Annotated in this window: 22 protein-coding genes; 5 read left to right on the forward strand and 17 right to left on the reverse strand. The window is 71.3% G+C overall.

The window, feature by feature from the left end:
- Window positions 1–9 precede the first annotated feature (9 nt).
- Together AB0D27_RS03895 and AB0D27_RS03900 are read right to left on the reverse strand one after the other, a co-directional pair.
- Window positions 10–1,188 carry an anhydro-N-acetylmuramic acid kinase gene (locus AB0D27_RS03895; RefSeq protein ID WP_362501690.1) on the reverse strand — a complete coding sequence of 393 codons (1,179 nt, stop codon included), beginning with the start codon at window positions 1,186–1,188 and terminating at the stop codon, window positions 10–12.
- A gap of 4 nt (window positions 1,189–1,192) precedes the next feature.
- On the reverse strand, window positions 1,193–2,479 hold the full coding sequence (locus AB0D27_RS03900; protein WP_362501692.1) for an MFS transporter: 1,287 nt from the start codon (window positions 2,477–2,479) through the stop codon (window positions 1,193–1,195).
- 272 nt (window positions 2,480–2,751) lie between these two features.
- Between AB0D27_RS03900 and AB0D27_RS03905 the strand changes: the two genes are divergently transcribed.
- The gene (locus tag AB0D27_RS03905; RefSeq protein WP_362501694.1) at window positions 2,752–5,418 is read left to right on the forward strand and encodes an AAA family ATPase; all 2,667 of its coding nucleotides are present in this window, start codon (window positions 2,752–2,754) and stop codon (window positions 5,416–5,418) included.
- A gap of 208 nt (window positions 5,419–5,626) precedes the next feature.
- On the opposite strand, the gene AB0D27_RS03910 is transcribed toward AB0D27_RS03905, so the two are convergent.
- The 9 genes from AB0D27_RS03910 to AB0D27_RS03950 all read right to left on the reverse strand — a co-directional run bounded on the left by AB0D27_RS03910 (window position 5,627) and on the right by AB0D27_RS03950 (window position 13,570).
- Window positions 5,627–5,821, reverse strand: a complete 195-nt coding sequence (locus tag AB0D27_RS03910; RefSeq protein ID WP_362501696.1) for a hypothetical protein — start codon at window positions 5,819–5,821, stop codon at window positions 5,627–5,629.
- A 438-nt stretch (window positions 5,822–6,259) separates the two neighbouring features.
- The gene (locus AB0D27_RS03915; protein ID WP_362501698.1) at window positions 6,260–7,054 is read right to left on the reverse strand and encodes an SDR family NAD(P)-dependent oxidoreductase; all 795 of its coding nucleotides are present in this window, start codon (window positions 7,052–7,054) and stop codon (window positions 6,260–6,262) included.
- A gap of 100 nt (window positions 7,055–7,154) precedes the next feature.
- Complete coding sequence (gene pcaD / locus AB0D27_RS03920) at window positions 7,155–8,282, reverse strand: 3-oxoadipate enol-lactonase (RefSeq protein WP_362501700.1); 1,128 nt, start codon at window positions 8,280–8,282, stop codon at window positions 7,155–7,157.
- On the reverse strand, window positions 8,279–9,598 hold the full coding sequence (pcaB, locus tag AB0D27_RS03925; RefSeq protein ID WP_362501702.1) for a 3-carboxy-cis,cis-muconate cycloisomerase: 1,320 nt from the start codon (window positions 9,596–9,598) through the stop codon (window positions 8,279–8,281). Before pcaB ends, pcaD begins: the two co-directional genes overlap by 4 nt.
- Window positions 9,595–10,158 (reverse strand): protocatechuate 3,4-dioxygenase subunit alpha, encoded by a 564-nt coding sequence (pcaG, locus tag AB0D27_RS03930; protein WP_362501704.1) that lies wholly within the window; start codon window positions 10,156–10,158, stop codon window positions 9,595–9,597. Before pcaG ends, pcaB begins: the two co-directional genes overlap by 4 nt.
- 2 nt (window positions 10,159–10,160) lie before the next feature.
- Window positions 10,161–10,931, reverse strand: coding sequence for a protocatechuate 3,4-dioxygenase subunit beta (gene pcaH, locus AB0D27_RS03935; RefSeq protein ID WP_362501706.1), 771 nt, complete (start codon window positions 10,929–10,931; stop codon window positions 10,161–10,163).
- Between the two features lie 10 nt (window positions 10,932–10,941).
- Complete coding sequence (locus AB0D27_RS03940) at window positions 10,942–12,144, reverse strand: thiolase family protein (protein WP_362501708.1); 1,203 nt, start codon at window positions 12,142–12,144, stop codon at window positions 10,942–10,944.
- Window positions 12,141–12,788, reverse strand: a complete 648-nt coding sequence (locus tag AB0D27_RS03945) for a CoA transferase subunit B (protein WP_362501710.1) — start codon at window positions 12,786–12,788, stop codon at window positions 12,141–12,143. Before AB0D27_RS03945 ends, AB0D27_RS03940 begins: the two co-directional genes overlap by 4 nt.
- A complete protein-coding gene (locus AB0D27_RS03950) occupies window positions 12,788–13,570 on the reverse strand; it encodes a CoA transferase subunit A (RefSeq protein WP_362501712.1) in 783 nt (260 codons plus the stop codon). Before AB0D27_RS03950 ends, AB0D27_RS03945 begins: the two co-directional genes overlap by 1 nt.
- A gap of 250 nt (window positions 13,571–13,820) precedes the next feature.
- On the opposite strand from AB0D27_RS03950, the gene AB0D27_RS03955 reads away from it, so the two are divergent.
- Window positions 13,821–14,285, forward strand: a complete 465-nt coding sequence (locus AB0D27_RS03955; RefSeq protein WP_362501714.1) for a MarR family transcriptional regulator — start codon at window positions 13,821–13,823, stop codon at window positions 14,283–14,285.
- A gap of 30 nt (window positions 14,286–14,315) precedes the next feature.
- Here the strand turns inward: AB0D27_RS03955 and AB0D27_RS03960 are convergent, their stop codons facing one another.
- Together AB0D27_RS03960 and AB0D27_RS03965 are read right to left on the reverse strand one after the other, a co-directional pair.
- On the reverse strand, window positions 14,316–15,296 hold the full coding sequence (locus AB0D27_RS03960) for a DUF3048 domain-containing protein (RefSeq protein WP_362501716.1): 981 nt from the start codon (window positions 15,294–15,296) through the stop codon (window positions 14,316–14,318).
- Window positions 15,297–15,450: 154 nt separating this feature from the next.
- Entirely contained in the window at window positions 15,451–16,521 is a 1,071-nt protein-coding gene (locus AB0D27_RS03965; protein ID WP_362501718.1) for an ATP-dependent DNA ligase, read from the reverse strand.
- Between the two features lie 74 nt (window positions 16,522–16,595).
- On the opposite strand from AB0D27_RS03965, the gene ligD reads away from it, so the two are divergent.
- A complete protein-coding gene (gene ligD / locus AB0D27_RS03970) occupies window positions 16,596–17,612 on the forward strand; it encodes a non-homologous end-joining DNA ligase (RefSeq protein ID WP_362501720.1) in 1,017 nt (338 codons plus the stop codon).
- A gap of 303 nt (window positions 17,613–17,915) precedes the next feature.
- Complete coding sequence (locus AB0D27_RS03975) at window positions 17,916–18,953, forward strand: LacI family DNA-binding transcriptional regulator (protein ID WP_362501722.1); 1,038 nt, start codon at window positions 17,916–17,918, stop codon at window positions 18,951–18,953.
- A 358-nt stretch (window positions 18,954–19,311) separates the two neighbouring features.
- Here AB0D27_RS03975 and AB0D27_RS03980 read toward each other — a convergent pair whose 3' ends face one another.
- Complete coding sequence (locus tag AB0D27_RS03980; RefSeq protein WP_362501894.1) at window positions 19,312–20,103, reverse strand: VOC family protein; 792 nt, start codon at window positions 20,101–20,103, stop codon at window positions 19,312–19,314.
- 310 nt (window positions 20,104–20,413) lie between these two features.
- Between AB0D27_RS03980 and AB0D27_RS03985 the strand changes: the two genes are divergently transcribed.
- Complete coding sequence (locus tag AB0D27_RS03985) at window positions 20,414–20,653, forward strand: WhiB family transcriptional regulator (protein WP_362501724.1); 240 nt, start codon at window positions 20,414–20,416, stop codon at window positions 20,651–20,653.
- Window positions 20,654–21,001: 348 nt separating this feature from the next.
- Here the strand turns inward: AB0D27_RS03985 and AB0D27_RS03990 are convergent, their stop codons facing one another.
- The 3 genes from AB0D27_RS03990 to AB0D27_RS04000 all read right to left on the reverse strand — a co-directional run bounded on the left by AB0D27_RS03990 (window position 21,002) and on the right by AB0D27_RS04000 (window position 24,732).
- Entirely contained in the window at window positions 21,002–21,979 is a 978-nt protein-coding gene (locus tag AB0D27_RS03990) for an acyl-ACP desaturase (protein WP_362501726.1), read from the reverse strand.
- A gap of 213 nt (window positions 21,980–22,192) precedes the next feature.
- Window positions 22,193–22,969, reverse strand: coding sequence for a dimethylargininase (gene ddaH / locus AB0D27_RS03995; protein WP_362501728.1), 777 nt, complete (start codon window positions 22,967–22,969; stop codon window positions 22,193–22,195).
- Between the two features lie 128 nt (window positions 22,970–23,097).
- Entirely contained in the window at window positions 23,098–24,732 is a 1,635-nt protein-coding gene (locus tag AB0D27_RS04000) for an ABC-F family ATP-binding cassette domain-containing protein (RefSeq protein ID WP_362501730.1), read from the reverse strand.
- Window positions 24,733–24,942 lie beyond the last annotated feature (210 nt).

Consider the following 24,942-nt stretch of genomic DNA (forward strand, 5'->3'; position numbering starts at 1 on the left):
CTCGGGGGCTCACTTCAGGGCGTCCGCATTCCTGGACTCCAGCACGAGTCGGACCGGCGCCCGGTCGGCCCTCGGAGGCAGCCGTAGCCCGCCTCTGCCCGGGGTGATCGACCCGAGCACGCTGGGATGCCGGGCTCCGGTGCTCGCCGGTTCGGTGCCCGCGAGCCCGTGCAGCGTCAAGAATCCCAATACGGCGAAGGCGTACGCCTCCTTGGCGGCCGACGGCAGACCCAGCTCGTCGGAGGTGCGCAGCGCCACCCCGGGCAGCTCCTCGCCCAGCATCGCCATGAGGACCGGATTACGGGTGCCGCCACCGGAGGCGATCACCTCGGTGGCCCTCGCCGCGCGCACCGTGTCCGCGACCGTCCGGGCGGTGAGCGCCGTCAGCGTCGCGATGACGTCCTCGGCGGTCAGCGTCCCGAAGCCCGCCAGCGCGTCGCGCAGATAGCCGAGGTGGAAGAGCTCCTTGCCGGTGGTCTTGGGCGCGGGCAGCGCGTAGTACGGCTCCGCGAGCAGCCGCCGGAGCAGCGGCTCGTGGACCGTGCCGCGAGCGGCGAGGACTCCGTCCACGTCGTAGTCGAGGCGTCCTCCGCTCAGTCCCCGCGCCGCCGCGTCGACGAGGGCGCACGCGGGCCCCGTGTCGAAGGCGGTGCCGTCCGGCGCGGTGACGTTGGCGATGCCGCCGAGGTTCAGCGCCACCGGCGTCCCCGGCCTGCCGCGCAGCCACAGCAGGTCGACCAGGCTCACCAGGGGCGCCCCTTGGCCGCCCGCGGCGATGTCACGCGGGCGGAAGTCGGCGACCACGGGCAGCCCGGTGGCCTCGGCGATCCACGCGGGCTGCCCCAGCTGGAGGGTGCCGTGCACCCGCCCGCTCTGCACCCAGTGGTAGACGGTCTGGCCGTGCGAGGCGACCAACTCGCCGCTGTCATCGCACAGTTCGCGGTCGGCCCGGACAGCAGCCGCCGCGAAGGCCCGTCCGATCAGGGTGTCCAGGCGACACACCTCGGCGAGGCTGGTGGCGGCCGGGGGCAGCGCCGCCGCGAGCGCGTCCCGCAGCGTCTCGTCGTACGCGTCGCTGACGAGCCCGAGCGGCCGCAGGACGAGTTGGTCCCCGTCGAGGGCCAGGTCGGCGGCCGCCGCGTCGATCGCGTCGTACGACGTTCCGGACATCAGGCCGATCACCCGCACTCGCTCAACTCCCTTGTCCAGGACGGAGTGTGGCCAGCGCCAGCGCGCTCACCGCGCAGGTCGCCGCCGCGTAGTACGCGGGGATGTCCACGCTTCCCGTCCGCTTGATCGTCTCCGTGATGATGAGCCCGGCACAGCCCGAGAACACGGCATTGGACAGGGCGTAGGCGAGTCCCAGCCCCGTGTACCGCACGCTCGTCGGGAACATCTCGGAGAGCATCGCGGGACCGGGCCCCGCCATCAGCCCGACGACGGCACCCGCCGTCAACACGGCGACCCCTTTCACGACGTTCGAAGTCTCGCTGCCCTGAAGGACGTTGAGCAACGGAATCGCCAGCACGGTGACCAGCAGGGCGCCCGTCAGCATCACGGGGCGCCGCCCGATCCGGTCGCTGAGCAGTCCCGCCGGGACGATCGTGGCGGCGAAACCGAGGTTGGCGAGGACCGTGGCGACCAGCGCCTGCTGGAAGGTGGCGTTCAGCGTGCTCTGGAGGTAGGAGGGCAGCACGACGAGGAAGGTGTAACCGGCCGCCGCCCAGCCCATGATGCGCGTGGCGCCGAGCGCGATGGCCTTGGCGGCCTCGCGGCCGGACGGGCGCTCCAGCTCCCGTTCCTCCCGGAAGGAGGGCGTCTCATCCAGGCGCAGCCGCAGCCACAGCGCGCCGAGCCCGAGTGGCAGCGTCAGCAGGAACGGCAGCCTCCAGCCCCAGGCTTCGAGGTCCCCGGAGTCCAGCACCGTGGCCAGCAGCGCCGCCAACCCCCCGCCGCCGAGAAGCCCGAGCGCCACCGTGAACGACTGCAACGACCCGTACAGCCCGCGTCTGCCGGGCGGCGCGAACTCCGTCATCACCGAGACCGCGCCCCCGAACTCCCCGCCCGCGAAGAGACCTTGGAGCATCCGGAGGAAGGTGAGCAGCCACGGGGCGAGGGCGCCGACCGTGGCGTACGTGGGCAGCGCGCCGATCAGCGTCGTCGCGGCCGTCATCAAGGCGATCACCAGGATCAGCACCGGGCGCCGCCCGATCCGGTCGCCGAGCCGCCCGAACAGCGCGGCGCCCACCGGCCGGAAAAAGAACGCCAGTGCGAAGGACGCGTAGGTCCTCACCAGGCCCTCGACCTCGCTGCCGCCCTCCGGAGTGAAGAAGCGCGCCGCGATGATCGTCGCGAAATAGCCGTAGACCCCGAACTCGTACCACTCGATGAAGTTGCCCACTGCGCCCGCCAGCAGGGCTCTGCGGGAGCGCTCGGGCGGGGCGGCACGCAGGTCCGAGTCGTGCGCGGGGGCGCTCATGCGGTTCCTCCCGGGACGTGCCGGGGCCGGGGGCGGTCCCGGCGGACGGCGGAGACTGATGCGGAGACTGATGGGGAAATTCAGCTTCAAATCCGGGTCTGTTGACTGTCAACAACCTTGCACACGGGCTGGTGGGCGCGTCGCCGCGTCGCCTTCGGGGCGCCGCTGTCACTCATCTCGGCAACAGGTGCCCCGACCCGCCTCCACCGTGGCTTCCAGGCGGCTACGCTCGTTGCCTGTACGTCGTTTGGGCGACCTGGGGAGGTAGCGGGATGACGGAGGCACGGCCCGGAACGGCCGCCTCGGCTTCCCTGTGGGAGCGCGATGAGGAAGTCGCCACCCTCAAGGAGGCGATCGCCGCGCTACGCGCGGATGCCGCGTCGTCGGGGAGCCTCCTGGTGTTCAGCGGCGAGGCGGGCCTCGGCAAGACCGCGCTCCTCGCCGAGGCGCGCCGGATCGCGGAGAGCAGTGGCTGTGCGGTGTGGTCGGCACGCGGCGGCGAGACCGTCACGTCCGTCCCCTTCAATGTCGTACGGCAACTGCTGCAGCCCGCCCTCGTCTCGCTGCTGCCGGAGGAGGCCCGCGAATACCTCGGCGACTGGTACGACATCGCCGGCCCCGCCCTCGGCATAACGGAACCGGGTGAGCGCCAGCCCGACCCGCAGGGCGTGTGCGACGGGCTCGTCGCGGCGGTGCGGCGGCTCGCCAAGCGCGACTGGCCGCTCGTGCTGCTCATCGACGACACGCACTGGGCCGACCAGGAGACGCTGCGCTGGCTCGCCGCGTTCGCCGAGCGCATCGAGGACCTGTCCGTCCTCGTCGTGGTCGCCCGCCGCCCCGGCGGCGTCAGCGGTGACAGTGCGCGCCTGCTCGACGCGGTCGCCACCGCGGCCCGTCCGGTCGCCACACTGAACGCGCTGACACCGGCCGCGGCCGCCGGGCTGACCCGCGCCACGCTCGGGGAGCACGCCGACGCGCCGTTCTGCCGTGAAGTGTGGGCGGTCACCGGCGGCAATCCCTACGAGACCGTCGAGCTGCTCGCCAAGGTGCAGGACAGCGAGCTGGAGCCGGCCGAGGGCTCGGCCGCCGAACTGCGCGACCTGAACCGCTCGGCCCGCGGGCGCGGACTCGTCGCCCGCCTCGAAGGACTCGGCGTCGACGCCACGCGGTTCGCCTGGGCGGCCGCGATCCTCGGCACCGGGATCTCCCTCGACCTCGCCGCCCAACTCGCCGGAATGCAGGACGACGAGGCCCTGCGCTGCGCCGAACTCCTCGGGGCCGCCCGCATCCTGACCAGGACCCAGCCCACGAACGGCCAGGTCACCGACGGCGACCTTGAGTTCGTGCACCCGCTCATCGCGACCGCCGTCTACCGCTCGATACCCGACGCCCTGCGCACCGCCATGCACGGCCAGGCCGCGTGGGCGGTCACCGAGTCAGGGCGCGGAGCTGCCGCGGCCTCCCGCCACCTCCTCGAAGTGCACCCGGACGACGATCCGGAACTCGTCGAGCAGATGCGCGAGGCCGCCGGCGAACACCTCGCCGTCGGCGCGCCCGACGCGGCCCGGCGCTGCCTGGAACGCGCGCTGGCGGAGCCCCCGCTCCCCGAGGTGCACGCGCGCGTGCTCTACGAACTGGGCTGCGCCACGCTCCTGACCGCGCCCTCCACGACGATCGGTCATCTGCGCGCCGCGCTCGAACGGCCCGGCCTCGAGGACGAGGTGCGGGTGGACGCCGTCTTCCGGCTCTCCCAGGCGCTGCTCCACAACGACCAGCTCGACGAGGCCGTCCGCACGGTCGACGCGGAGGTCGCCCGGCTCGCACCGGGACCCGCCCGGTTGCGGCTGCAGGCCGTGCACTACATGTGGGAGGGCATCCACGCGGGCGAGGAGCGCTCCGGACACTCGCGCGGTCTCGCCGAACTCGTCAAGACCTGTACCGGCCGGGACAACTCCGAGCGCGCGCTGCTCATTCTGCGCGGCTTCGACGCGATGACCCGCGGTGAGAACGCCGAGGAGGTCCTGGAACTGTGCGACCGCGCCCTCGTCAACGGCCGCCTCGCACCCGGACTCGGCTGGACCGACACCGAGTGGGGCGTCGAACTGCTGCTGATGCTCGGCAGCGCGTACGCCTACGCCGACCGGCTCGACCGGGCCGAGAGCCTGTTCAGCGAGGCTCTGCGCGCCTATGTGAAGGCCGGCTGGAGCGGCGGCCATCTCTCCCTGGCCAACGCCTATCTCGGCCTCGCGCACCGCCGACGAGGCCGCCTCGCCGACGCCGAGCACTACCAGCGCGAGTCCCTGCGTCTCGCCGAGCGGGTCGGCCGCGGGCTGCCCCTGTACTGGTCCGCGACCTGCGGGCTCATCGACACGCTGCTCGCCCGCGGCCACATCCAGGAGGCCGCGGAGATCGCCGACCGGTACGGCTTCGCACCGCCGTACCCGTCCACCATCGTCCTGCCGGACACCCGCTCCGTACGCGGCCGCCTGCTGCTCGCCGCAGGCCGCGCCAAGGAGGGCATCAACGAACTGGAGGCAGCGGAGAAGGCCGCCACCGCGCGCGGGCACCACAACACGGTGCTCACCCCGTGGGCGTTCGACCTCGCCAAGGCCCTCGCCACGGAGGATCCGGCGCGCGCCGCCGCCCTGGCCGCCGATGCCCGCCGGCAGGCCGAGCGCTTCGGCACCGACACGGCCATCGGCGAGGCCCTGCGCTGCGCCGCGGCTCTCGAGACGGGCCAGCGCGCGGTACGGCTGGCCGCCCAGGCGGTCACCTACCTGGAAGCCTCCCCCTGCCAGTACGAACACGCGGCGGCCCGCGTCGAGTACGGCATCGCAGCCCGCTCGGCCTCGGAGATCAACAAGGGCCTGACGCTGGCGCGTTCGTGCGGAGCGGACGGGCTGGCGGCCCGGGCGCAGGCGGCGATGGCGCACCTCTAGCGAGGCGCGGCGGGGGCGAGGCGCTATCAACGACGCTGCCGTCGCGGGCCGGCCCCCACACCACGTCGGCGTCGCCGCCGAGCAGGGGCGCCTTCGGCCTAGCCGGGGGCGCGGGCAGGAGCGCTTTGGGTTTCGCCGGGGGCGTGGGCTACGTCGCGCTCTGGCCGCCGTGTGGGGGTGCTTTGGGTTTCGCCGGGTTTGGGGGCGCCTAGGTCACGTCGGGTTGGGGGCGTCTGGGCTCCCAGCCGCCGACGGCCGCCTCGACGGCGACGTTCAGGATGTAGAGGGCGAGGAAGCCGGCCGGCATGCGGGAGAGCAGGCCATAGGCAGCCGGCTGCTCGGCCGGCGCGGTCTCGGGCACTCCGCTGCGGACGCCGCGCCGCGCCGGGTTCGGGGGCGCCACTTCGGGCTCGGGTGAGCCCCGCGCGCCCCCGCCTCGGGGGCGTCCCCGCCAACCTCCGGGTTGGGAGCGTCCCGCGCCGCCTTCGTCTCCGAGGACGTCTGTGCCGCTTCGTCTCCGAGGACCTCTGCGCCGCCTTCGTCTCGCAGGCGTCCTGTGCCGCCTTCGTCCTGCGGGCGTCGCGTTCCGCCTTCGTCCTGCGGGCGTCCCGCGCCGCCTTCCCTTGCGGGCGTCGCGTTCCGCCTTCGTCTTGCAGGCTTCCCGCCCCGCCTTCGTCTCGCAGGCGTCCCGCGCCGCGATGGGGTTCGTCCGAGCGCCGCGGCCGATCCGGCGGTCGGCGTCTTGGTTCCGTCGGGCGTCTCTGGCCGCTCGGCCACTCCGGCTGGCCAGGCGTTCTTCGTCGGCCAGGCGGCCTCGCCGGTGGAGGGCCGCAGCTCCGGGTCAAGCGCCGAGCAGCTGGTCCGTCGTCGCTCGCAGGCGCTTCCAGGTCTCCCGGTCGTACGTCTCCGCGTGCGCCCGCGACGGGTTCGTACCGTCGAAGTACCCGCCGGTGCCCGACTCCCGTGTCGCCAGGGCGACGACGCCCGTCGCGCCGTCGGCGACGGTGGACCAGGGCGTGACACCGGCCTCGCGGACCATCGTGGTGTCCATGTAGGTGGCCGGGTGCAGGACGTTCACCAAGACACCGCTGCCCGCCAACTCCTCGCTCAGCGCGAAGGTGTACGCCGCCAGCGCGAACTTGCTGCGGCAGTACGCGGACATGCCGCCGTAGCCCCGCGTGAGCTCCGGGTCGGCGAAGTCAAGGGGCTCCTGACCGGCCGAGCCGACGTTGACGACGCGGGAGGGGGCGCTCGCGCGGAGCGTGGGAAGAAGTGCGCGGGTGAGGGCGACCGGTGCGAGATAGTTGACCGCGAGTCGCAGCTCGTGACCGTCGGCGCTCACCTCACGCCCTGAACCGCGTGGGCCGGCGCCCACCCCCGCGTTGTTGATCAGCACATCGAGGCGGGAGTGCGCGGCGGCCACCTCCTCGCCGAGCCGTCGCACCTGGGCCAGCGAGGCCAGGTCCGCGACGAACCCGTGCGCCTCGCCGTCCTGCGCCCGCAGCTCCGTGACAAGCGCGTCCGTGCGCCCCCGGTCGCGTCCGTGTGCGAGGACGACGTAACCGGAGCGGGCCAGCTCGAAGGCGACGTAACGGCCGAGGCCGGAGGTGGCGCCGGTGATCAGGACAGTGGGCACGAGGGCTCCTTCGGGCCGGGGATCTCCCTCCAGCCTAGGCAGCGGCGACAGCCCGTACGAGGTGCTGCTGTCACTACGCCCCGCAGGGTCACCCTGAGCGTCAGGCGCCCTCCGCGTCCTCCTCCGCGAGCACGCGCTGGGCCACCGCGAAGGCCGAGTTGGCGGCCGGAACACCGCAGTACACGGCCGTTTGGAGCAGCACGGCGCCGATCTCCTCGGGTGTGAGCCCGTTGCGCCGCGCCGCGCGGACATGCATGGCCAGCTCGTCGTAGTGGCCGTGCGCCACCAGCGCGGTCAGCGTGATCATGCTGCGTTCGCGGCGGCTCAGCGTCGGATCGGTCCAGATCTCGCCCCACGCGTAGCGGGAGATGAAGTCCTGGAACCGGGCGGTGAAGGGGGTCTGCCGTGCTTGCGCGCGGTCCACGTGCTCGTCGCCGAGCACCTGCCGGCGTACCTCCATGCCGCGCCGGGCGACTCCCGAGAAGTGCGCCCGCAATGCCGTCAGCACGGCCTCCGGGCACTGCGCGGGCGCCAGGTGCGAGGCGCCCGGGATCTCCACGAGCGCGGCACCGGGCACGGCGTCCGTGATCTCCCGCAGATGCGCGGGCGGCGTCGCCGGATCCTCGCGCCCGGCGATCAGCAGCGTCGGCACGGCGATCGACGTCAGCCGGTCCCGGATGTCGAACGCGGCCAGGGCGTCACAGCAGGCGGCGTACGCCCCCGGATCCGCGTTCCGGTGATCCGCCACCAGCTCCGGCACGGTGAAACCGGGCGTGAACCAGCGGGAGTCGGCGGTCGCGGCGAGGGTCCCGAGACCTTCGCGGCGCACCAGTTCGGCGCGCTCCTGCCATGGCTTGGCGCCGCTGAAGTGGGCGGAGGCACAGATGACGGCGAGGGAGGAGATCCGCTCGGAATGGTGGACCGCCAGGTGCAGGCCCACCGCACCACCGAGCGACACCCCGGCGTACGCGAACCGCTCGATGCCGAGCGAGTCGGCCAGCGCCAGCACCAGCCCGGCCAGCTCGGCGACCGTCGCCCCGGGGCCGATCAGATCGGCCGGCGAACCACCGTGCCCGGGAAGGTCCCAGCGAACCACCCGGTGAGTGATCGACAGTTCGGGCGCGACCTTGTCCCAGATGGCGTACGACGTGCCGAGCGAGGGTCCGAGGAGCAGCGGGGGAGCGGTGGGTGGACCCTCGGCGCGGTGGTTGAGCAGTTTGTGGGTCAACGTCGCTCCAGGGCGCGGTCGGTCAGGGCTCCCGCGGAGCCCGTGTAACGGGTGGGGTCGGTGAGTTCCGCGAGGTCGAGTTCCTTCAGCTCCGGCTCCTCGCCGAGCACATCCACGAGGCTCCGGTTCTCGGCGACGGCGCGCTTGGCGGCCCGCGTCAGCAGCTCCTTCGCGCGGGCCCGGCCGAGCACGGGAGCGAGCTCGACGGCCAGCCGTTCGGAGACGATCAACCCATGGGTGAGACCGAGGTGTTCACGCATGGTGTCCGCGTTCACCCGGAGCCCTTCGACCAGTCCGGCGGCGTTGCGGGCCGCGCCGCCGACCAGCCGCAGCAGATCGCGCAGCGGCTCCCACTCGGCATGCCAGGCCCCGGCCGGCCGCTCGTCCTCGGCGACCATCGAGGCATACAGCGTGGCGGCGAGACCCGGGGCACGCCGGGCCGAGGCGGCGATCATCGTCGCCGTCACGGGATTCGCCTTGTGCGGCATCGCGGACGATCCACCGCCACTGCCCTCGGCGACCTCGGCGATCTCCGTACGGGAGAGGGTGAGGACGTCGGCGGCGATCTTGCCGAGGGCTCCGGCGGAGAAGGCCAGTGCTCCGGCCAGATCGGCGATCGGCGTGCGCAGGGTGTGCCAGGGCAACGCCGGTTCGGCGAGCTCGAGTTCACCGGCGTACGCGGTCACGAGGGCCTGAGGATCCGCGGCACCGAAGGCCGTGAAGGCCGCCAACGTCCCGGCCGCTCCGCCCAGTTGGGCCGGAAGTCGTACGCCGGTGAGCCGGTCGCGCGCGTCGAGCAGCAGCGACCGCCAGCCGGCCGATTTCAGACCGAAGGTCGTCGGCACCGCGTGCTGGGTCAGCGTCCGCCCCGGCATCACGGTGTCACGGTGGGTGCCCGCGAGCCGGCCGAGCGCCCGCGCCGCCCGCTCCAGGTCCGCCAGGACGAGAGCCCGTGTGCGGCGGGCGACCAGCATCAGCGCCGTGTCCATGACGTCCTGGCTGGTCGCGCCGCGATGGACGTAGGAGCCGTACTCCTCGCCGACCGCCTCCGTCAGACGGGCGACGAGCGGGATCACCGGATTGCCGCCGTCCCTGGCCTCCAGCGCGATCGCCTGTACGTCGAGGTCGGCGGCGGCTGCGGCGTTCACCGCCGCCGCGGCCTCCGCCGGAGCCAGGCCGAGCCCGGCCCAGGCCCGTGTCAGCGCGGCCTCCGCGTCGAGCAGGGCTCGCAGAAAGGCCTCGTCGGAGGTCGCGGAGGACGCGGGGGAGCCCGCCCACCCGGGGGCGAGCAGGGCGTCGGAGGCACCGAATGTCACTGGAACTCCAGGAAGACCGTTTCGCCTTCGCCCTGAAGGCGGATGTCGAAACGGTACGTGCGGTGCGCGCCCTCGGCCGCGATCAGCGTGGCGCGCCGGTCGGCCGGGAGCGAGTCGAGCAGGGGGTCGGCGCCGTCGGCGAGGTAGGCGCGGGTGAAGAGGTGGTGCACCAGACCACGGGCGAACACACAGACGCTGACGTACGGCAGCCCGGCGTTGCCCGGCGGCAGCGTGCGCAGCGCGTAGTGCCCGTCGGCGTCCGTGCCGACCCGGCCGAAGCCGGTGAAGTCGACGCCGTTGCGACCCAGGAAGCCACCCGTCGCCGGGTCACGGCGCATCGAGCCGGGAGCGCCCTTCAGGGAGCCGTCCGGCGCGGCCTGCCAGAAGTCCAGGAGGGCGTCCGGGATCGGCCTGCCCGCCCCGTCGAACACGTATCCGTGCAGGGTGATCGCGTCGGGGTGGCCCAAAGGTGCGATGTCGCCGCCCCCCGGAAAGGGCAGCGCGTGGCCGTAGAAGGGGCCGATGGTGTGGGACGGGGTGGGGAGCAACCGCTCGGTCATGGTCAACGGCCTTCCTCGATCCAGGTGGCGGAGGGACCGTCGAGGACGATGTCCCATGTGTAGCCCATGGAGAACTCGGGCTCCGAGAGGTCGTGGTGGTAGGTGGCGATCAGGCGGTTGCGAGCCGCCTCGTCGGTCACGGACCGCAGAATCGGGTCGTACGGGAACAGCGGATCGCTCGGGAAGTACATCTGCGTCACCAGCCGCTGGGTGAACGCCGTACCGAACACCGAGAAGTGGATGTGCGCGGGCCGCCAGGCGTTGGTGTGGTTGCCCCACGGGTACGGCCCCGGCTTGATCGTGGTGAACGCGTACCGGCCCTGATCATCCGTCAGCGTCCGCCCCACGCCGGTGAAGTTGGGGTCCAGCGGCGCCGGGTGCTGTTCGCGCAGATGGGCGTAGCGGCCGGCGGCGTTGGCCTGCCAGATCTCGACGAGCTGGCCGCGCACCGGACGGCCGTCACGGTCGAGCAGCCGGCCCGAGACGGTCATGCGCTCGCCGATCGGCTCGCCTCGGTGCTGGAGGGTCAGGTCATTGTCTATCTCGGTGATGTCGGTGACGCCGAAGACCGGCCCCGACAGCTCGATCGTCTCCGGGTCGCCGCCGTTGATGGCGACCAGCGGCTGCTTGGGGTGGCGCAGTGTGGAACTGCGGTACGGCGCGTAGTCGCGCGGCGGATGGTGCAGGACGGGGGCGCCGCCGGCGACCGCCTTGTCGTACGCGTCCTGGAGATCCTTGATCTCGATGTCGATGTCCGACTGAGTGAGAGCCATGGTCGACTTCCTATCGTTCGAGGACGAGGGCGAGGCCCTGGCCCACGCCGATGCAGAGGGTGGCGACACCAACTCCACTGCCCTTGCGGGCGAGTTGGTGGGCGACGGTTGCGGCGAGCCGGGCGCCGGACGCGCCGAGGGGGTGACCGAGGGCGATGGCTCCGCCCTGCGGGTTGAGGATCGCCGGGTCGAACTCGGGCCATTCGGCGACGCAGCCGAGGACCTGGGCGGCGAAGGCCTCGTTCAGTTCCAGCGTCGACAGATCGCCAAATCCCTTGCCCGCCTTGGCCAGTGCGCGATGGACGGCCTCGACGGGGGCGAGTCCGAAGTAGTGCGGGTCGATCGCGGAGACGCCGGTGGCACAGATGCGGGCGAGGGGCTCGCGGCCGGTGGCCTTCAGGCCCTCCTCGTCGACCAGGAGCAGGGCCGCCGCCCCGTCGTTCAGGGGCGAGGCGTTGCCCGCCGTGACCGTGCCGTTGTGCGTGCGGAAGGACGGCTTCAGCCTGGCCATGGCGGCCAGGGACGCATCAGCGCGTACGCACTCGTCGGCGTCGAAGACGACCGGGGCGCCCTTGCGCTGCGGGATCGGCACCGGGGCGATCTCACCGTCGAACAGGCCGTCCGCCTGGGCCCGGGCCGCCTTGCGGTGGCTGGCAAGGGAGAACTCGTCCTGCTGCTCACGGCTGATCTTGTGCTTGTCGGCGATGAGTTCGGCGGACTCGCCGAGCGGGACGGTCCACTGCGGATCCATCCCCGGGTTGACCATGCGCCAGCCCAGCGTGGTGGAGTACAGCTCGGCGTGCCCGGCCGGGAAGGGCCTGTCGCTCTTGGGCAGCACGTAGGGGGCGCGGGTCATCGACTCCACCCCGCCGGCCAGGGCAATGGAGGCATCCCCGACGGCGATGGCGCGGGCGGCCTGGATGACCGCCTCCAGGCCGGAGGCGCACAGCCGGTTGACCGTCACGCCGGGCACGGAGGTGGGCAGACCGGCGAGGAGGGCGGCCATCCGGCCCACGTTGCGGTTCTCCTCGCCCGCGCCGTTGGCGTTGCCGAAGTAGACGTCCTCGATCCGGGAGGGGTCCAAGTCCGGGCTGCGGGCGAGGAGTTCACGGATGACATGGGCGGCCAGGTCGTCCGGGCGGACGGACGCCAGCGAGCCGCTGTACTTACCGATCGGAGTCCGTACCGCATCGACGACGTAGACGTCCCTCATGACTGGATCTCCTTGGCGATGCGCACCTTCGCGGCGGTCTTCGCCACGATCTCCCCGACCGCGACACCCGGCGCGCACTCCACCAGCACCAGGCCCTCGTCGGTGACGTCCAGGACGCCGAGGTCGGTGATGATCCGGTTCACACACGCCCTGCCGGTGAGCGGCAGTCCGCATTCCTCCAGGATCTTCGCCGAACCGTCCTTGGCCACATGCGTCATCACCACGATGACCGTGCGCGCGCCGTGCACCAGGTCCATCGCCCCGCCGATACCGGTGATCATCTTGCCGGGGATCGCCCAGTTGGCGAGGTCGCCGCCCGCTGACACCTGCATCGCGCCGAGCACGGCGACGTCGATGTGACCGCCGCGGATCATCGAAAAGGACAGCGCGGAGTCGAAGAAGGAGGCGCCCGGCAGGACCGTGACGGTCTCCTTGCCCGCGTTGATCAGGTCCGGGTCGACCTGGTCCTCGGTCGGATACGGGCCGGTGCCCAGGATGCCGTTCTCCGACTCCAGGATCACCTCCACCCCGGCGGGCAGATAATTGGGGATCAGCGTGGGCAGCCCGATGCCGAGGTTGACGTACTGGCCGTCCTGAAGCTCGTGCGCGGCGCGGGCGGCCATCTCTTCCCTGCTCCAGGCCATTACTCGCTCACCGTTCCATCCGCCGCGGGTACCGAAACCGTTCGCTTCTCGATCATCTTGGCGTTCGCCTGCTCGGTCGTCAGCGCGACGACGCGCTGCACGAAGATCCCCGGCAGATGCACCGCGTCCGGGTCGATCTCACCGGGCTCCAGCAGCTCCTCCACCTCGGCGATCGTCACCCGGCCGGCCATCGCCGCGAGCGGGTTGAAGTTCCGGGAGGACTTGTTGAACACCAGGTTGCCGTGCCGGTCGCCCCTGGCGGCCCGCACGAGCGCGAAGTCGGTGCGGATGCCGTGCTCCAGCACGTACTCCGTGCCCTCGAACTCCCGTACCTCCTTGGGCGGCGAGGCCAGCACGACGCCGCCCGAACCGTCGTAGCGCCACGGCAGGCCGCCCTCCGCGACCTGCGTGCCGACCCCGGCCGGGGTGTAGAACGCGGGGATCCCGGCGCCGCCCGCGCGCAGCCGCTCGGCCAGCGTGCCCTGCGGGATCATCTCCACCTCCAGCTCACCGGTCAGATACTGCCGCGCGAACTCCTTGTTCGCACCGATGTATGAGCCGGTGACGCGGCCGATCCGCCCGGCCGCCAGCAGCACCGCCAGGCCGGAATCCATCGCCCCGCAGTTGTTCGAAACCACACCCAGGCCGCTGACCCCCCGCTCGTACAACGCCTCGATCAGCACGTTCGGCACCCCGCTCAAGCCGAATCCACCGACCGCGAGTGTCGCACCGTCCGGCACATCGGCCACCGCCTCCAGAGCCGTGGCGACCACCTTGTCCATCCGTGAAGCCCCATCTCTCCCGAGCGTCCAGCGCGACCCAATTAGTCAGGGCACTGATTATTTCTTCGAGGTGTTGAACACGCTGCCATCCCGGCCCTGGTCAGTCAAGACCTCCTTGAAGTGTCGAGGTGGAAGTGGCGACACGCGGCGAGACAGGTGACGGGAGGGCCGGGTATCGTTCAGTACACCAACGAATACGAAGCCCTGTACGCCGCCGTTGGTCGCGCGTACGTGGATCCGAGGAGCGCACATGGCCGCGGTGGACCTCTCCACCCACCCCGGGCACCTGGCCCGGCGACTGCAGCAGGCGCACTACCTGCTGTGGAACACGATGGTCTCCGAGGAGATCACCTCACCGCAGTTCGCGGTCCTGAACGCGCTCGTCGCCGAACCGGGCCTTGACCAGCGCACGGTGGGGGAGCGGGTGGGGCTTGACCGGTCCACGATCGCCGAGGTCATCAGCCGGCTGGGGCGGCGCGGTCTGCTCGACAAGGTGCGCGACCCGCAGGACGGCCGGCGCTTTCTGCTGCGCCTCACGGACGAGGGGCTGCGCACGCACCGCAAGCTGACCGTCCGCACCGCGCGCATGAACCAGGTCTTCCTCGCCCCGCTCTCCGCCGAGGAACAGGCCATGTTCTTCGACCTCATTCAGCGGGTCTCGGACGCCGCGGAAGGGCTCCGCAATCCGGCGGAGCCCGTCGCCGTCCAGCGCTAGATCTCCGGCCCGGGCCGCGACCCCGGCCGGTCACGCCTTCGCGAAGACCACCCACACCTGGCCCTGCGCGAAGTTCATCGGCGTGCCGTCCGCCGTCGTGAACCGCGTGCCGTCCGTTGCCTTGGGGCGCGCCCAGTTCACATCGAAGGCACGGCCGTCGCGCAGCACCTTCGCCGTTCCCGAGCCCACCGTCTCCGTGTACGGCGTCTTGTTGCCGAGGACATCGTGGTACTTGGACGTGCGCACCTTCACGTACTGCACGACCACGGTCGCCGGAGCCACCGTCCTGCCCTCGGCCGTCACGGCCGGCGTGCCGTCCATGGCCACCAGCCAGCGCTGCCGGCTGCCGGACCAGGTGAAGGTGAAGCGAGCCGCCGGGAAGCGCACGGTGCGTGAGGTCTCCGGGCTGCCGCCCGAGGGCGCCGCACCGAAGCGGAAGCCGGTGGTGAGGGCGGCGCTGCCCGGTGCGGCGGACCCCATCAGCCGCTGGGGGCGCAGATACAGATTGTGCGGCGCGGCGTTGTCCGTGCCCCGGTAGTAGGCGGCGGGCACCTTGTCCGGCGGCCGTAAGTTCAGCGGAGCCTGGTCGACCAGGCGAAGCAGCTTGTGCTGGACTCCCGAGTAGGCGAGCGTCGGCTCGTCGAACTGGCGCAGCAGCTCCAGATCCGACTCGCGGGCGCTGCGCACCGGCCCGATCGCCTTGGGGAGCTTGCTCGCGTAGACCGCCATCAGCCGGCTCAGACCGCCCTCCACCTGCTCCGCGTACACGACGTCCGCCGCGTCGAGGCCCGTCTGGGGGCGGGCAGCGGGCGCGTTGTCTATTTTCACGGCGAGCACCGAGCCGCTGCTCGCCGCGGTGCCGTGGCTGTGGGCCGGTCCTGGTACATGGCCGCGCCCGTCGTCGGTCGCGCCGCCGCCCGAGGTGCAGGCCGTCATCAGGGAGCCCGTCACCGAGATGGCCAGCAACGCGGCCGTCATCGCGCCGCGCCGCACCCGCGCCATCTGTCGCATGCCCACCGTGCCACCCTGTCCCGTGTCATTGATTGTGCGCTCATAGGTTCATCGGTGGCCATACCCGATCGATTCTGATTGCGCGCGTTGACTGGTCTGATCGGCTCAGTGAGACGATCCCGGGAAGGGTGCGTTCAGTCCTGTGGGGGCCTGGTCAGTCCTGTGGTCCGAAGATCTCCGCGAGGTCGTAACCCACCGGCTCCTCCAGCTGGCCGTATGTGCAGCTCTCGGCGGTGCGGTCGGGGCGCCAGCGACGGAAGCGGGCCGTGTGGCGGAACCGCACGCCGTTCTCCATGTGGTCGTACGCCACCTCGGCCACCCGCTCGGGCCGCACCGGCACCCAGGAGAGGTCTTTCTTCGACGACCACCGGCTGGGCGCGCCCGGCAACCGCGCGCTCTCGTGGGCCGACTCCTGCGCCCAGGCCGCCCAGGGATGTTCCGTGACCTCCTCCATCCGCAGCGGCTCCAGCTCCTCCACCAGCTCCGCGCGCCGCTTCATCGCAAACGCGGCGCTCACCCCCACGTGCTGCAGGGTGCCCCCGTCGTCGTACAGGCCCAACAGCAGGGAACCGACGATCGGCCCGCTCTTGTGGAAGCGGTACCCGGCGACGACGACGTCGGCCGTCCGCTCGTGCTTGATCTTGAACATCGCGCGCTCGTCCTGCAGATAGGGCAGCGCGAGCGGCTTGGCGATCACCCCGTCGAGGCCCGCGCCCTCGTACTGCTCGAACCACCGCTCGGCCACCTCACGGTCCGTGGTCGCCGGCGCCACATGGACCGGTGCGGTCACCCCGGACAGCGCCATCACCAGCAGCGCCCGCCGGTCACCCAACGGGACGTCGAGCAGCGACTCGTCGGCCAGCGCCAGCAGATCGAACGCCACGAAGGAGGCCGGGGTCTTTTCGGCGAGCATCCGCACCCGCGAGTCCGCCGGGTGGATCCGCTCGGTGAGCGCGTCGAAGTCGAGCCGCCCTTGCCCGGCGATCACGATCTCGCCGTCCATCACACAGCGCTCCGGCAGCCGCTCCCGCAGCGCCTCGACCAGCTCGGGGAAGTACCTGGTCAGCGTCTTCCCGGTGCGGCTGCCGATCTCGATCTCGGGGCCGTCGCGGAACACGATCGCCCGGAAACCGTCCCACTTCGCCTCGTAGTGCATGTTCGGCGGGATCTTCGCCACGGACTTGGCGAGCATCGGCTTCACGGGCGGCATCACCGGCAGATCCATGCTCCGATTCTGCGCGGTCATGACGGCGTTCGCCCGGTGTGCGAGGTATGCGCGCTGCGCCTACCGTGGCTCGCATGGGTGACGCGGTGGAACTCGAGGCAGCCGGGAGGACCGTACGTCTGTCCAGCCCGGACAAGGTCTTCTTCCCGGAGCGCGGTTTCACGAAGCTGGACCTCGCCCAGTACTACCTCGCCGTCGGCGACGGCATCCTGCGCGCCCTACGCAACCGCCCCACCACCCTGGAGCGCTACCCGGAGGGCGTGATGGGCGAGTCCTTCTTCCAGAAACGGGCGCCCAAGAACATGCCCGACTGGATCCCGACCGCCCACATCACCTTCCCCAGTGGCCGCAGCGCCGACGAGATGTGCCCCACCGAGCCCGCCGCCGTCCTGTGGGCCGCGCAGTTCGGCACACTCACCTTCCACCCGTGGCCGGTCCGCCGCGACGACGTCGACCGCCCCGACGAACTCCGCATCGACCTCGACCCGCAGCCCGGCACGGACTACGCCGACGCGGTACGCGCCGCCCACGAACTGCGCGCCGTTCTCCACGAGTACGGCGATCTGCGCGGCTGGCCCAAGACCTCCGGCGGCCGGGGACTGCACGTCTTCGTGCCCATCCAGCCCCGCTGGACCTTCACGCAGGTGCGCCGGGCCGCCATCGCCGTCGGCCGCGAGCTGGAACGCCGGATGCCCGACCAGGTCACCACCGCCTGGTGGAAGGAGGAAAGGGGCCACAAGATCTTCGTGGACTACAACCAGACCGCCAGGGACCGCACCATCGCCTCCGCCTATTCGGTACGCCCCCGCCCGCACGCCCCCGTCTCCGCCCCCCTGCGCTGGGACGAGGTGGGCGACGCCCAGCCCCAGGACTTCGACCTGGCGACCATGCCGAGGCGCTTCGCCGAACTGGGCGATGTACACGCCGACATGGACGACCACGCCTTCTCCCTGGAGGCCCTGCTGGAACTCGCCAGCCGTGACGAACACGACCACGGCCTGGGCGACCTGCCATACCCGCCCGAGTACCCGAAGATGCCGGGCGAGCCGAAACGCGTACAGCCGAGCCGAGCCAGGCACGAGGACGGTTAGCCGCCGACTCCGCAGCGGGGCAAACAGCCGCCGAGCAGGGGCGGTTACGGGTGGGGCGGACGAACGACGGGTTCGGGTGAGGCGGACGAAGGACGGTCCGGGTGAGGCGGACGAACGACGGGTCCGGGTGAGGCGACGAACGACGGATTCGGGTGAGGCGACGAACGACGGATTCGGGTGAGGCCGACGAACGGCTCGTCGCGTGCCTCGGCGCAGGTTGGCTTCAATGATCGGGGAGCGCTCTCACGCGGTGCGCGACGGCGCGGTTATCCTGATCCGCAACCGCCCAGGAGGTGCCCAGAGGTGACCGAGACAGCGTCGCGCCCCACGTTGGAGGCCGTGGCCGCGCGGGCCGGGGTCTCCCGGGCCACCGTGTCGCGTGTGGTGAACGGGGGCGACGGGGTGCGCGAGCCGCTCGTCGAGCGGGTGCGGCGAGCCGTCGAAGAACTGGGGTACGTGCCGAACCAGGCCGCGCGCAGCCTGGTCACCCGGCGCCACGACGCGGTGGCCGTGGTCATCGCCGAACCGGAGACCAGGGTCTTCGCGGACCCCTTCTTCGCGCTCCAACTCCGAGGTATCAGCAAGGAGTTGACGGCACATGACTCACAGCTCGTGCTGTTGCTCACCGAGGGCCGCGACGACCACGCACGCGTCGGGCGCTATCTCGCCGGGGGCCACGTCGACGGCGCCCTCGTCTTCTCGCTGCACCTCGACGACCCGCTGCCCGGACTGATCCACGGGGCGGGCGTGCCGACCGTGTTCGGCGGCCGGCCCGGCTGGGGAGACGGCGTCCGCGAGGCCGTGTACGTCGACTGCGACAACCGGGGCGGCGCCCGCGAGGCCGTACGCCACCTCGCCGGGCTCGGACGTACGCGCATCGCCCACATCACCGGCGCCCTCGACCAGACGTCGGCGGTCGACAGGCTGGAGGGGTTCAGGGACGTCATGGGCGACGTCGATCCGACGCTCGTGGTGACGGGCGACTTCACGCCCGCGGGCGGCGAGCGCGCGATGCGGGAGCTGCTGGAGCGCCGCCCGGACGTGGACGCGGTGTTCGTCGCGAACGACCTGTCGGCCTCGGGTGCCCTGCGCGTCCTTCGTGAGCAGGGACGACGGGTGCCGGACGACGTCGCGGTGATCGGCTTCGACGACATGCTGCCGGTCGCCGAGCAGACGGACCCGGCCCTGACGACGGTCCGTCAGGACATCGAGGAAATGGGTCGCTTGATGACCCGGCTGCTGCTGAGCCGACTCGACCGCGGGGCGGGCGAAGACGGTTCGGGGGGTACCCGGCCCAGCGTGGTGCTGCCGACGACATTGGTGCGACGGGCTTCCGCGTAGGCGTCTGCGTCGCTCTCGGCGCGGGTCCAAGTTCCCCCGGGCATCGCGGAGTTGATCCAGGGCGTCAGCGAGGCGTGCGTCCCGATGTCCGGTTGACGACGGGTCGGCGGGGCGCCCCCGCGTCGGCGGCTCCCCGGTCGGAGCCGTGGCTCTTCCGCGCCTCCCCGGTCCGGAGCAGTGGTTCTCCCGCGGCTCCCCGGTCCGGAGCCGTTGCTCTCCCGCGCCTCCCGGTTCCAGCCGTACTCTCCCGCGCCCTGGCATCCGAGCCGTAGCTTTCCAGCGCCCTGGCGATGAGCCGTACCTTTCCAGCGCCCTGCCGATCCGAGCAGCCACCCGCGGCGCCTGCCGGGTCGAAGCCTCAGCTCTGCTGCGGGGCGCTCTTGATCACCGCGAAGCGTGCCCCGTACGGGTCGGACAGCTTCGCCATGCGGCCCACGCCCTCCATGTCCGTCGCGGGCATGCGGACCTTGCCGCCCAGCTCCTGGGCCTTGGCGACTACGGCGTCCGTGTCGGTGACCTCGAAGTACGGCAGCCAGTACGCTCCGGACTCGGCCTCGGTCGGGTCGTCGGCCAGCGGGACGACGCCGCCGAACATGTCCTCCTGCTCCGTCCCCGCGGGGTTGATACAGGTGTAGGTACCGCCCGGGAACGGCACCGCCGAGGTCTCCCAGCCGAACACGGAGTTGTAGAACGCGGCGGCCGCGGCGATGTCCGCGGTGTAGAGCTCGACCCAGCACAGCGAGCCCGGGTCCCCGGCCAGGTCCAGGCCCTTGGTCCGGCCCGGCTGCCAGATGCCGAAGGGCACGCCCGCTTCGTCGGCGAGGATCGCCATGTGGCCCTCGCCCATCACGTCCATCGGCTGCATGAGCACGGCGCCCTTGGCCTGCTCGGCCGCCTTGGCCGTGGCCTCCGCGTCAGGGCTCTGGAAGTACACGGTCCAGGAGGGCGGGCCCTGCTCCGCCGTGGTCTGCATACCGCCGGCCACGGTCTTTCCGTCGAGCTGGAAGAAGCCGTAGCCGCCGGCGTCGGGCCCCGCCGACTGGAACTGCCAGCCGAAGAGGCCTCCGTAGAAGGAGATGGCGCCGTCGATGTCGGACGTACCGACATCCAGCCAGTTCGGCGCGCCGTTGACAAAACGGGTGGTGAGCATCATTGCCCTCCTCCAAAGGGTCCCGTTGCGTGCACTGCCGAGTCTCGCACCGCCCACTGACAACCGCTGCCGGGACGCGTGGCGCGGGCTCGAGTGGCGGTCGCGGTCGCTCCAGTCGCCAGGATGGTTCGCGCGGCACTGTGGCTGGGCGACGAGTCGGCGGTGCGGCTCGCTTGTTCGCGCGCTCCCCGCGCGCCGCCGTGCCCTGACCCGTGCGGCGGGACCATCATCAGGGGCCGCCGGCGCCCTCGGAGCGCGCCGTTGATCCCGCGTTGATCGAACGTTTTTCGCCGCGAGGCACGCTCTTGCCATGGAAACGATCACCGCGTCCGACATGGCCTGGCAGGAGCAGGCGCTGTGCGCGCAGACTGGGGCCGACTTCTTCTTTCCCGAGCCGGGCAGCTCGGTGCGCGAGGCGAAGCGCATCTGCGGTATGTGCGAGATGCGCTCCGCGTGCCTCGAGTACGCCTTGAGCAACGACGAGCGCTTCGGGGTGTGGGGCGGTCTCTCCGAGAAGGAGCGCCTGGGCCTTCGGCGCATCCAGGAGTGACGGGGCGCCTCGTCAGGCGTACGAAACCGAACCGCCATGTCCCGGCAGGTACCCCGCGACGCTCACCCCGGACACCGCCACGGCGCCGAGACGAGCCCGCCGCGCTCTCATCGCAATGGCCCGCGGGCGTGCGGTTGGGATCCGGGCGGCGCATCCGGGCGTAGGCCGCCACGATCACTGCGTTCCACATGGACCTGGGAGCGGAGCCCGGCCGGCTGGAGCTGGCGGCCGCCCTCGCCGAGGGCCGCGCCCTGGCGGGCGCAGCTGACAACACTGCGCCGCCACCCGGTGGCCGACGTGGGGGACGCGGCGCTGGACCAGGTGACGGCGCAGGAGGAAACCGTGGGACTACGCGCCCGCGCGTGCCGCCATGCGCGCCTTGCGGGCGGCGAGCTTCGCGTCGAACTTCGAGGCCTCCGCGTCCAGACCGCCCATGAAGAAGCCGAGCTCCTCCTGAGCCTTCAGGCCCTCGGGGCCGAGGCCGTCCATCTCGAGGACCTTGAGGTGACGCAGCACGGGCTGCAGCACGTCGTCGTGGTGGATGCGCATGTTGTAGACCTCGCCGATGGCCATCTGCGCGGCGGCGCGCTCGAAGCCGGGCATGCCGTGACCGGGCATCCGGAAGTTGACGACGACATCGCGCACGGCCTGCATGGTCAGGTCGGGAGCCAGTTCGAACGAGGCCTTCAGGAGGTTGCGGTAGAAGACCATGTGCAGGTTCTCGTCCGTCGCGATGCGCGCCAGCATGCGGTCGCAGATCGGGTCACCCGACTGGTGACCGGTGTTGCGGTGCGAGATGCGGGTGGCCAGCTCCTGGAAGGCGACGTACGCCACGGAGTGCAGCATCGAGTGGCGGTTGTCCGACTCGAAGCCCTCGCTCATGTGCTGCATGCGGAACTCTTCGAGCTTGTCCGGGTCGACGGCGCGGGAGGCGAGCAGGTAGTCGCGCATCACGATGCCGTGCCGACCCTCCTCCGCCGTCCAGCGGTGCACCCAGGTGCCCCAGGCGCCGTCACGGCCGAAGAGCGAGGCGATCTCGTGGTGGTAGCTGGGGAGGTTGTCCTCGGTGAGGAGGTTGACGACCAGCGCGATCCGGCCGATCTCGGTGACCTTGGACTGCTCCTTGTCCCAGGCCTCGCCGTCTTCGAAGAGACCGGGGAAGTTACGGGCGTCGTTCCACGGCACGTACTCGTGCGGCATCCAGTCCTTGGCCACCTTCAGGTGGCGATTGAGCTCCGTCTCGACCACTTCTTCCAACGCGTACAGCAGCCGAGCGTCGGTCCAGGCGGTGGACGGGCTGGCGAGGTGCGGAGAAGTGATCGTCACAGATGCTCCAGGGGGACGTGTATGCCAAGCGGGGGAGAAACCTACGGCATCGTAGGCTACGTATCCGTAGGTTACGAAACCGTAGGTTAAGTGTGCTGTAAAGACCCCCTGATCAGCGGCGGTTCCGAAGGGAATCCGCGCAGTCTCAGGGACGCGCCCGGGCCGCTTCCCGGAAGCCCAGGTCCCAGCGCCGAATGGGTCACGATCACTTGTTCAGCCGTGCAGCTCCCGAAGTCGTACCGAGAGACATGTCACACAGCCTTCGAGCTTCTCGAACTCGCTGATATCCACGAGGACCGGGTCATGGCCGAGGTCCGCGAACAGCTCCGCCGTCTTCGGGGCGCTCGCCGCCATCAGAAGCTTTCCGCCGCCCAGGAGCACCACGTGCGCGCCGGACTCCTCCGGCACCGGCAGGAAACGCGGGAACAGCGACGCGTTGTCCACCAGCGGCTCGTGGCCGATAACCGTCCCGTCGGGCAGCGCGGTGACCGCCGACTTCAGGTGCAGCACCTTGCTCACGGGTACGGCGACGACCCGCGCCCCGAGCGGTTCGAAGGCCGCCCGCAGCTGCTGGACCCCGGCCGCGTTGGTACGCCCTCCGCGGCCCACGTACACCGTGTCACCGACCTTCAGGATGTCACCGCCGTCAAGCGTGCCCGGCTCCCAGACCCAGTTCACCGAGCAGCCCAGGCGGGCCACGGCCTCCTCGACCGCGGCCGTCTCGCCGCGCCGGGACTCGGCGCCGGGGCGGGAGATCAGGGCGACGTTGCGGAAGACGACCACGGTGTCCTCGACGAACACGGAGTCCGGGCAGTCGTCCGCCGGGTCCACCTCGACGGTCTCCCAGTCGTGGGTGCGCAGCGCCTCCGCGTACGCCTCCCACTGCTCGACCGCCAGGTCGACGTCCACCGTGGCACGCTCGATGTGCGTCACCAGCCCCTCGGCGAGACGGGGACTGGGCCTGCGGATGAGGGCTTTCTGGCTGGGCACGGGAAGATCTCCGAATCGGCAGGGGGTGTCGGCGCACATCATGCAGCGCTGCTCGCGCGCGCAAAAGCCCCCGGCCTGACGTCGGGCAAACACCTGCACCCGACGCTAGGCCGTCCCCGGGCCCGGCACTAGGCGGGAGACCCGACAGTTTCCGGAGCGATTTCTTTCAGTTCTCCTCCTTCCAGGAGCAGCCAGCGCGTGATTCCGATCGACTTCAGGAACGGCACGTCATGGCTGGCGACGATCAGGCCGCCCTCATAGGAGTCCAGGGCTGTGGTGAGCTGGCGGACGCTCGCCATGTCGAGGTTGTTCGTCGGCTCGTCGAGCATCAGGAGCTGGGGCGCGGGCTCGGCCAGCATCAGCGCGGCGAGCGCGGCACGGAAGCGCTCGCCTCCGGAGAGCGTCGCCGCCCGCTGGTCGGCCTTCGCCCCCTTGAACAGGAACCGGGCCAGCCGCGCCCGGATCCGGTTGTTGGTGGCGGAAGGGGCGTACCGGGCCACGTTCTCGGCGACGGTCGACTCGTCGTCGAGGACATCGAGCCGCTGTGGCAGAAACCGCAGCGGCACATGGGCGCGCGCCTCGCCGGCCACCGCCTCCAGCTCCCCGGCGATCGTGCGCAGCAGTGTCGTCTTGCCCGCGCCGTTGCGTCCGATCAGCGCGATCCGTTCCGGCCCGCGCAGCTCGAACACGCCGTCCACGCGGGCGCCGTACCTCAGCTTCAGGTTCTCCAGGGTGAGTACGGTGCGGCCGGGCGGCACCGCGGTGTACGGCAGATCGACGCGGATCTCGTCGTCGTCCCGTACGGCCTCCACCGCGTCGCCGAGCCGCTCCTTCGCCTCGGCGAGCTTCTCCTCGTGCATGATGCGGTGCTTGCCCGCGGACTCCTGGGCCGCCCGCTTGCGCGCACCCATGACGATCTTCGGCTCGCGCTTCTGCTCGAACATCTTCTGGCCGTACCGCTTGCGACGGGCCAACTTCACCTGCGCGTCGACCAGTTCGCGCTTCTGTTTCTTCAGGTCGGCCTCCGCGACGCGCACCATGCGCTCCGCCGCCTCCTGTTCACCGGCGAGCGCCTCCTCGTACGCGGAGAAGGTGCCGCCGTACCAGGTGACCTCCCCGGAGCGCAGATCGGCGATCTGGTCCACCAGGTCGAGGAGTTCGCGGTCGTGGCTGACCACGACCATGACCCCGGACCACGCCTCGACGGCCGCGTAGAGCCGCCGTCGCGCGTACAGGTCGAGGTTGTTGGTGGGCTCGTCGAGCAGGAGTACGTCGGGTCGGCGCAGCAGGAGCGCGGCCAGGCGCAGCAGCACCGACTCGCCGCCCGACACCTCGCCGATGGTGCGGTCCAACGCGATGTGGCCGAGCCCGAGTTCGCCGAGCGTCGCGAGCGCCCGCTCCTCGACGTCCCAGTCGTCGCCGACGACGTCGAAGTGCTCCTCGGCCACGTCGCCCGCCTCGATGGCGTGCAGCGCGGCGCGGGTGGCGGAGATGCCGAGCGCCTCGTCGACCCTCAGACCGGTGTCGAGCGCGACGTTCTGCGGCAGATAACCGACCTCGCCCGCGACCCGGACGGTGCCGTCGGTCGGGATGAGCTCGTCGGCGATCAGCTTCAACAACGTTGACTTTCCTGATCCGTTGATACCGACGAGCCCGGTCCTGCCGGGGCCGAAGGCGACCTGGAGGTCGTCGAAGACGGCGGTGCCGTCGGGCCACGCGAAGGAGAGGGAGGTACAGGTGATGGATGTGGGGAAGGTAGACATGAGGGCCTCGCGGTTGCTGGATGCGGTCAGGAGCACGCGTTCGGGACACCGCGAGGTGACGACGATCCAGTTCGGAGGGCAACGGAAAGGCCCCGCACCGGAGGACGGCTCGTACACCGAGGTCGCACGCTGCGCACACGGACGCCAGGCAGAGCAGGCTGTGTGTGACGCGGTGTCTCAGACCTCAGACGAGCAACGTCCTTCTCCAAT

The organism is Streptomyces sp. NPDC048415, assembly GCF_040651675.1.
Taxonomy (GTDB): domain Bacteria; phylum Actinomycetota; class Actinomycetes; order Streptomycetales; family Streptomycetaceae; genus Streptomyces.

What these genes read in the sequence shown, in the direction of transcription:
- AB0D27_RS03900 (WP_362501692.1), bottom strand. Translation starts at nt 2,479, where the DNA reads ATGAGCGCCCCCGCGCACGACTCGGACCTGCGTGCCGCCCCGCCCGAG.
- AB0D27_RS03905 (WP_362501694.1), top strand. Translation starts at nt 2,752, where the DNA reads ATGACGGAGGCACGGCCCGGAACGGCCGCCTCGGCTTCCCTGTGGGAG.
- pcaG (WP_362501704.1), bottom strand. Translation starts at nt 10,158, where the DNA reads ATGACCGAGCGGTTGCTCCCCACCCCGTCCCACACCATCGGCCCCTTC.
- pcaH (WP_362501706.1), bottom strand. Translation starts at nt 10,931, where the DNA reads ATGGCTCTCACTCAGTCGGACATCGACATCGAGATCAAGGATCTCCAG.
- AB0D27_RS03940 (WP_362501708.1), bottom strand. Translation starts at nt 12,144, where the DNA reads ATGAGGGACGTCTACGTCGTCGATGCGGTACGGACTCCGATCGGTAAG.
- AB0D27_RS03945 (WP_362501710.1), bottom strand. Translation starts at nt 12,788, where the DNA reads ATGGCCTGGAGCAGGGAAGAGATGGCCGCCCGCGCCGCGCACGAGCTT.
- AB0D27_RS03950 (WP_362501712.1), bottom strand. Translation starts at nt 13,570, where the DNA reads ATGGACAAGGTGGTCGCCACGGCTCTGGAGGCGGTGGCCGATGTGCCG.
- AB0D27_RS03955 (WP_362501714.1), top strand. Translation starts at nt 13,821, where the DNA reads ATGGCCGCGGTGGACCTCTCCACCCACCCCGGGCACCTGGCCCGGCGA.
- AB0D27_RS03960 (WP_362501716.1), bottom strand. Translation starts at nt 15,296, where the DNA reads ATGCGACAGATGGCGCGGGTGCGGCGCGGCGCGATGACGGCCGCGTTG.
- AB0D27_RS03965 (WP_362501718.1), bottom strand. Translation starts at nt 16,521, where the DNA reads ATGGATCTGCCGGTGATGCCGCCCGTGAAGCCGATGCTCGCCAAGTCC.
- ligD (WP_362501720.1), top strand. Translation starts at nt 16,596, where the DNA reads ATGGGTGACGCGGTGGAACTCGAGGCAGCCGGGAGGACCGTACGTCTG.
- AB0D27_RS03980 (WP_362501894.1), bottom strand. Translation starts at nt 20,103, where the DNA reads ATGCTCACCACCCGTTTTGTCAACGGCGCGCCGAACTGGCTGGATGTC.
- AB0D27_RS03985 (WP_362501724.1), top strand. Translation starts at nt 20,414, where the DNA reads ATGGAAACGATCACCGCGTCCGACATGGCCTGGCAGGAGCAGGCGCTG.
- AB0D27_RS04000 (WP_362501730.1), bottom strand. Translation starts at nt 24,732, where the DNA reads ATGTCTACCTTCCCCACATCCATCACCTGTACCTCCCTCTCCTTCGCG.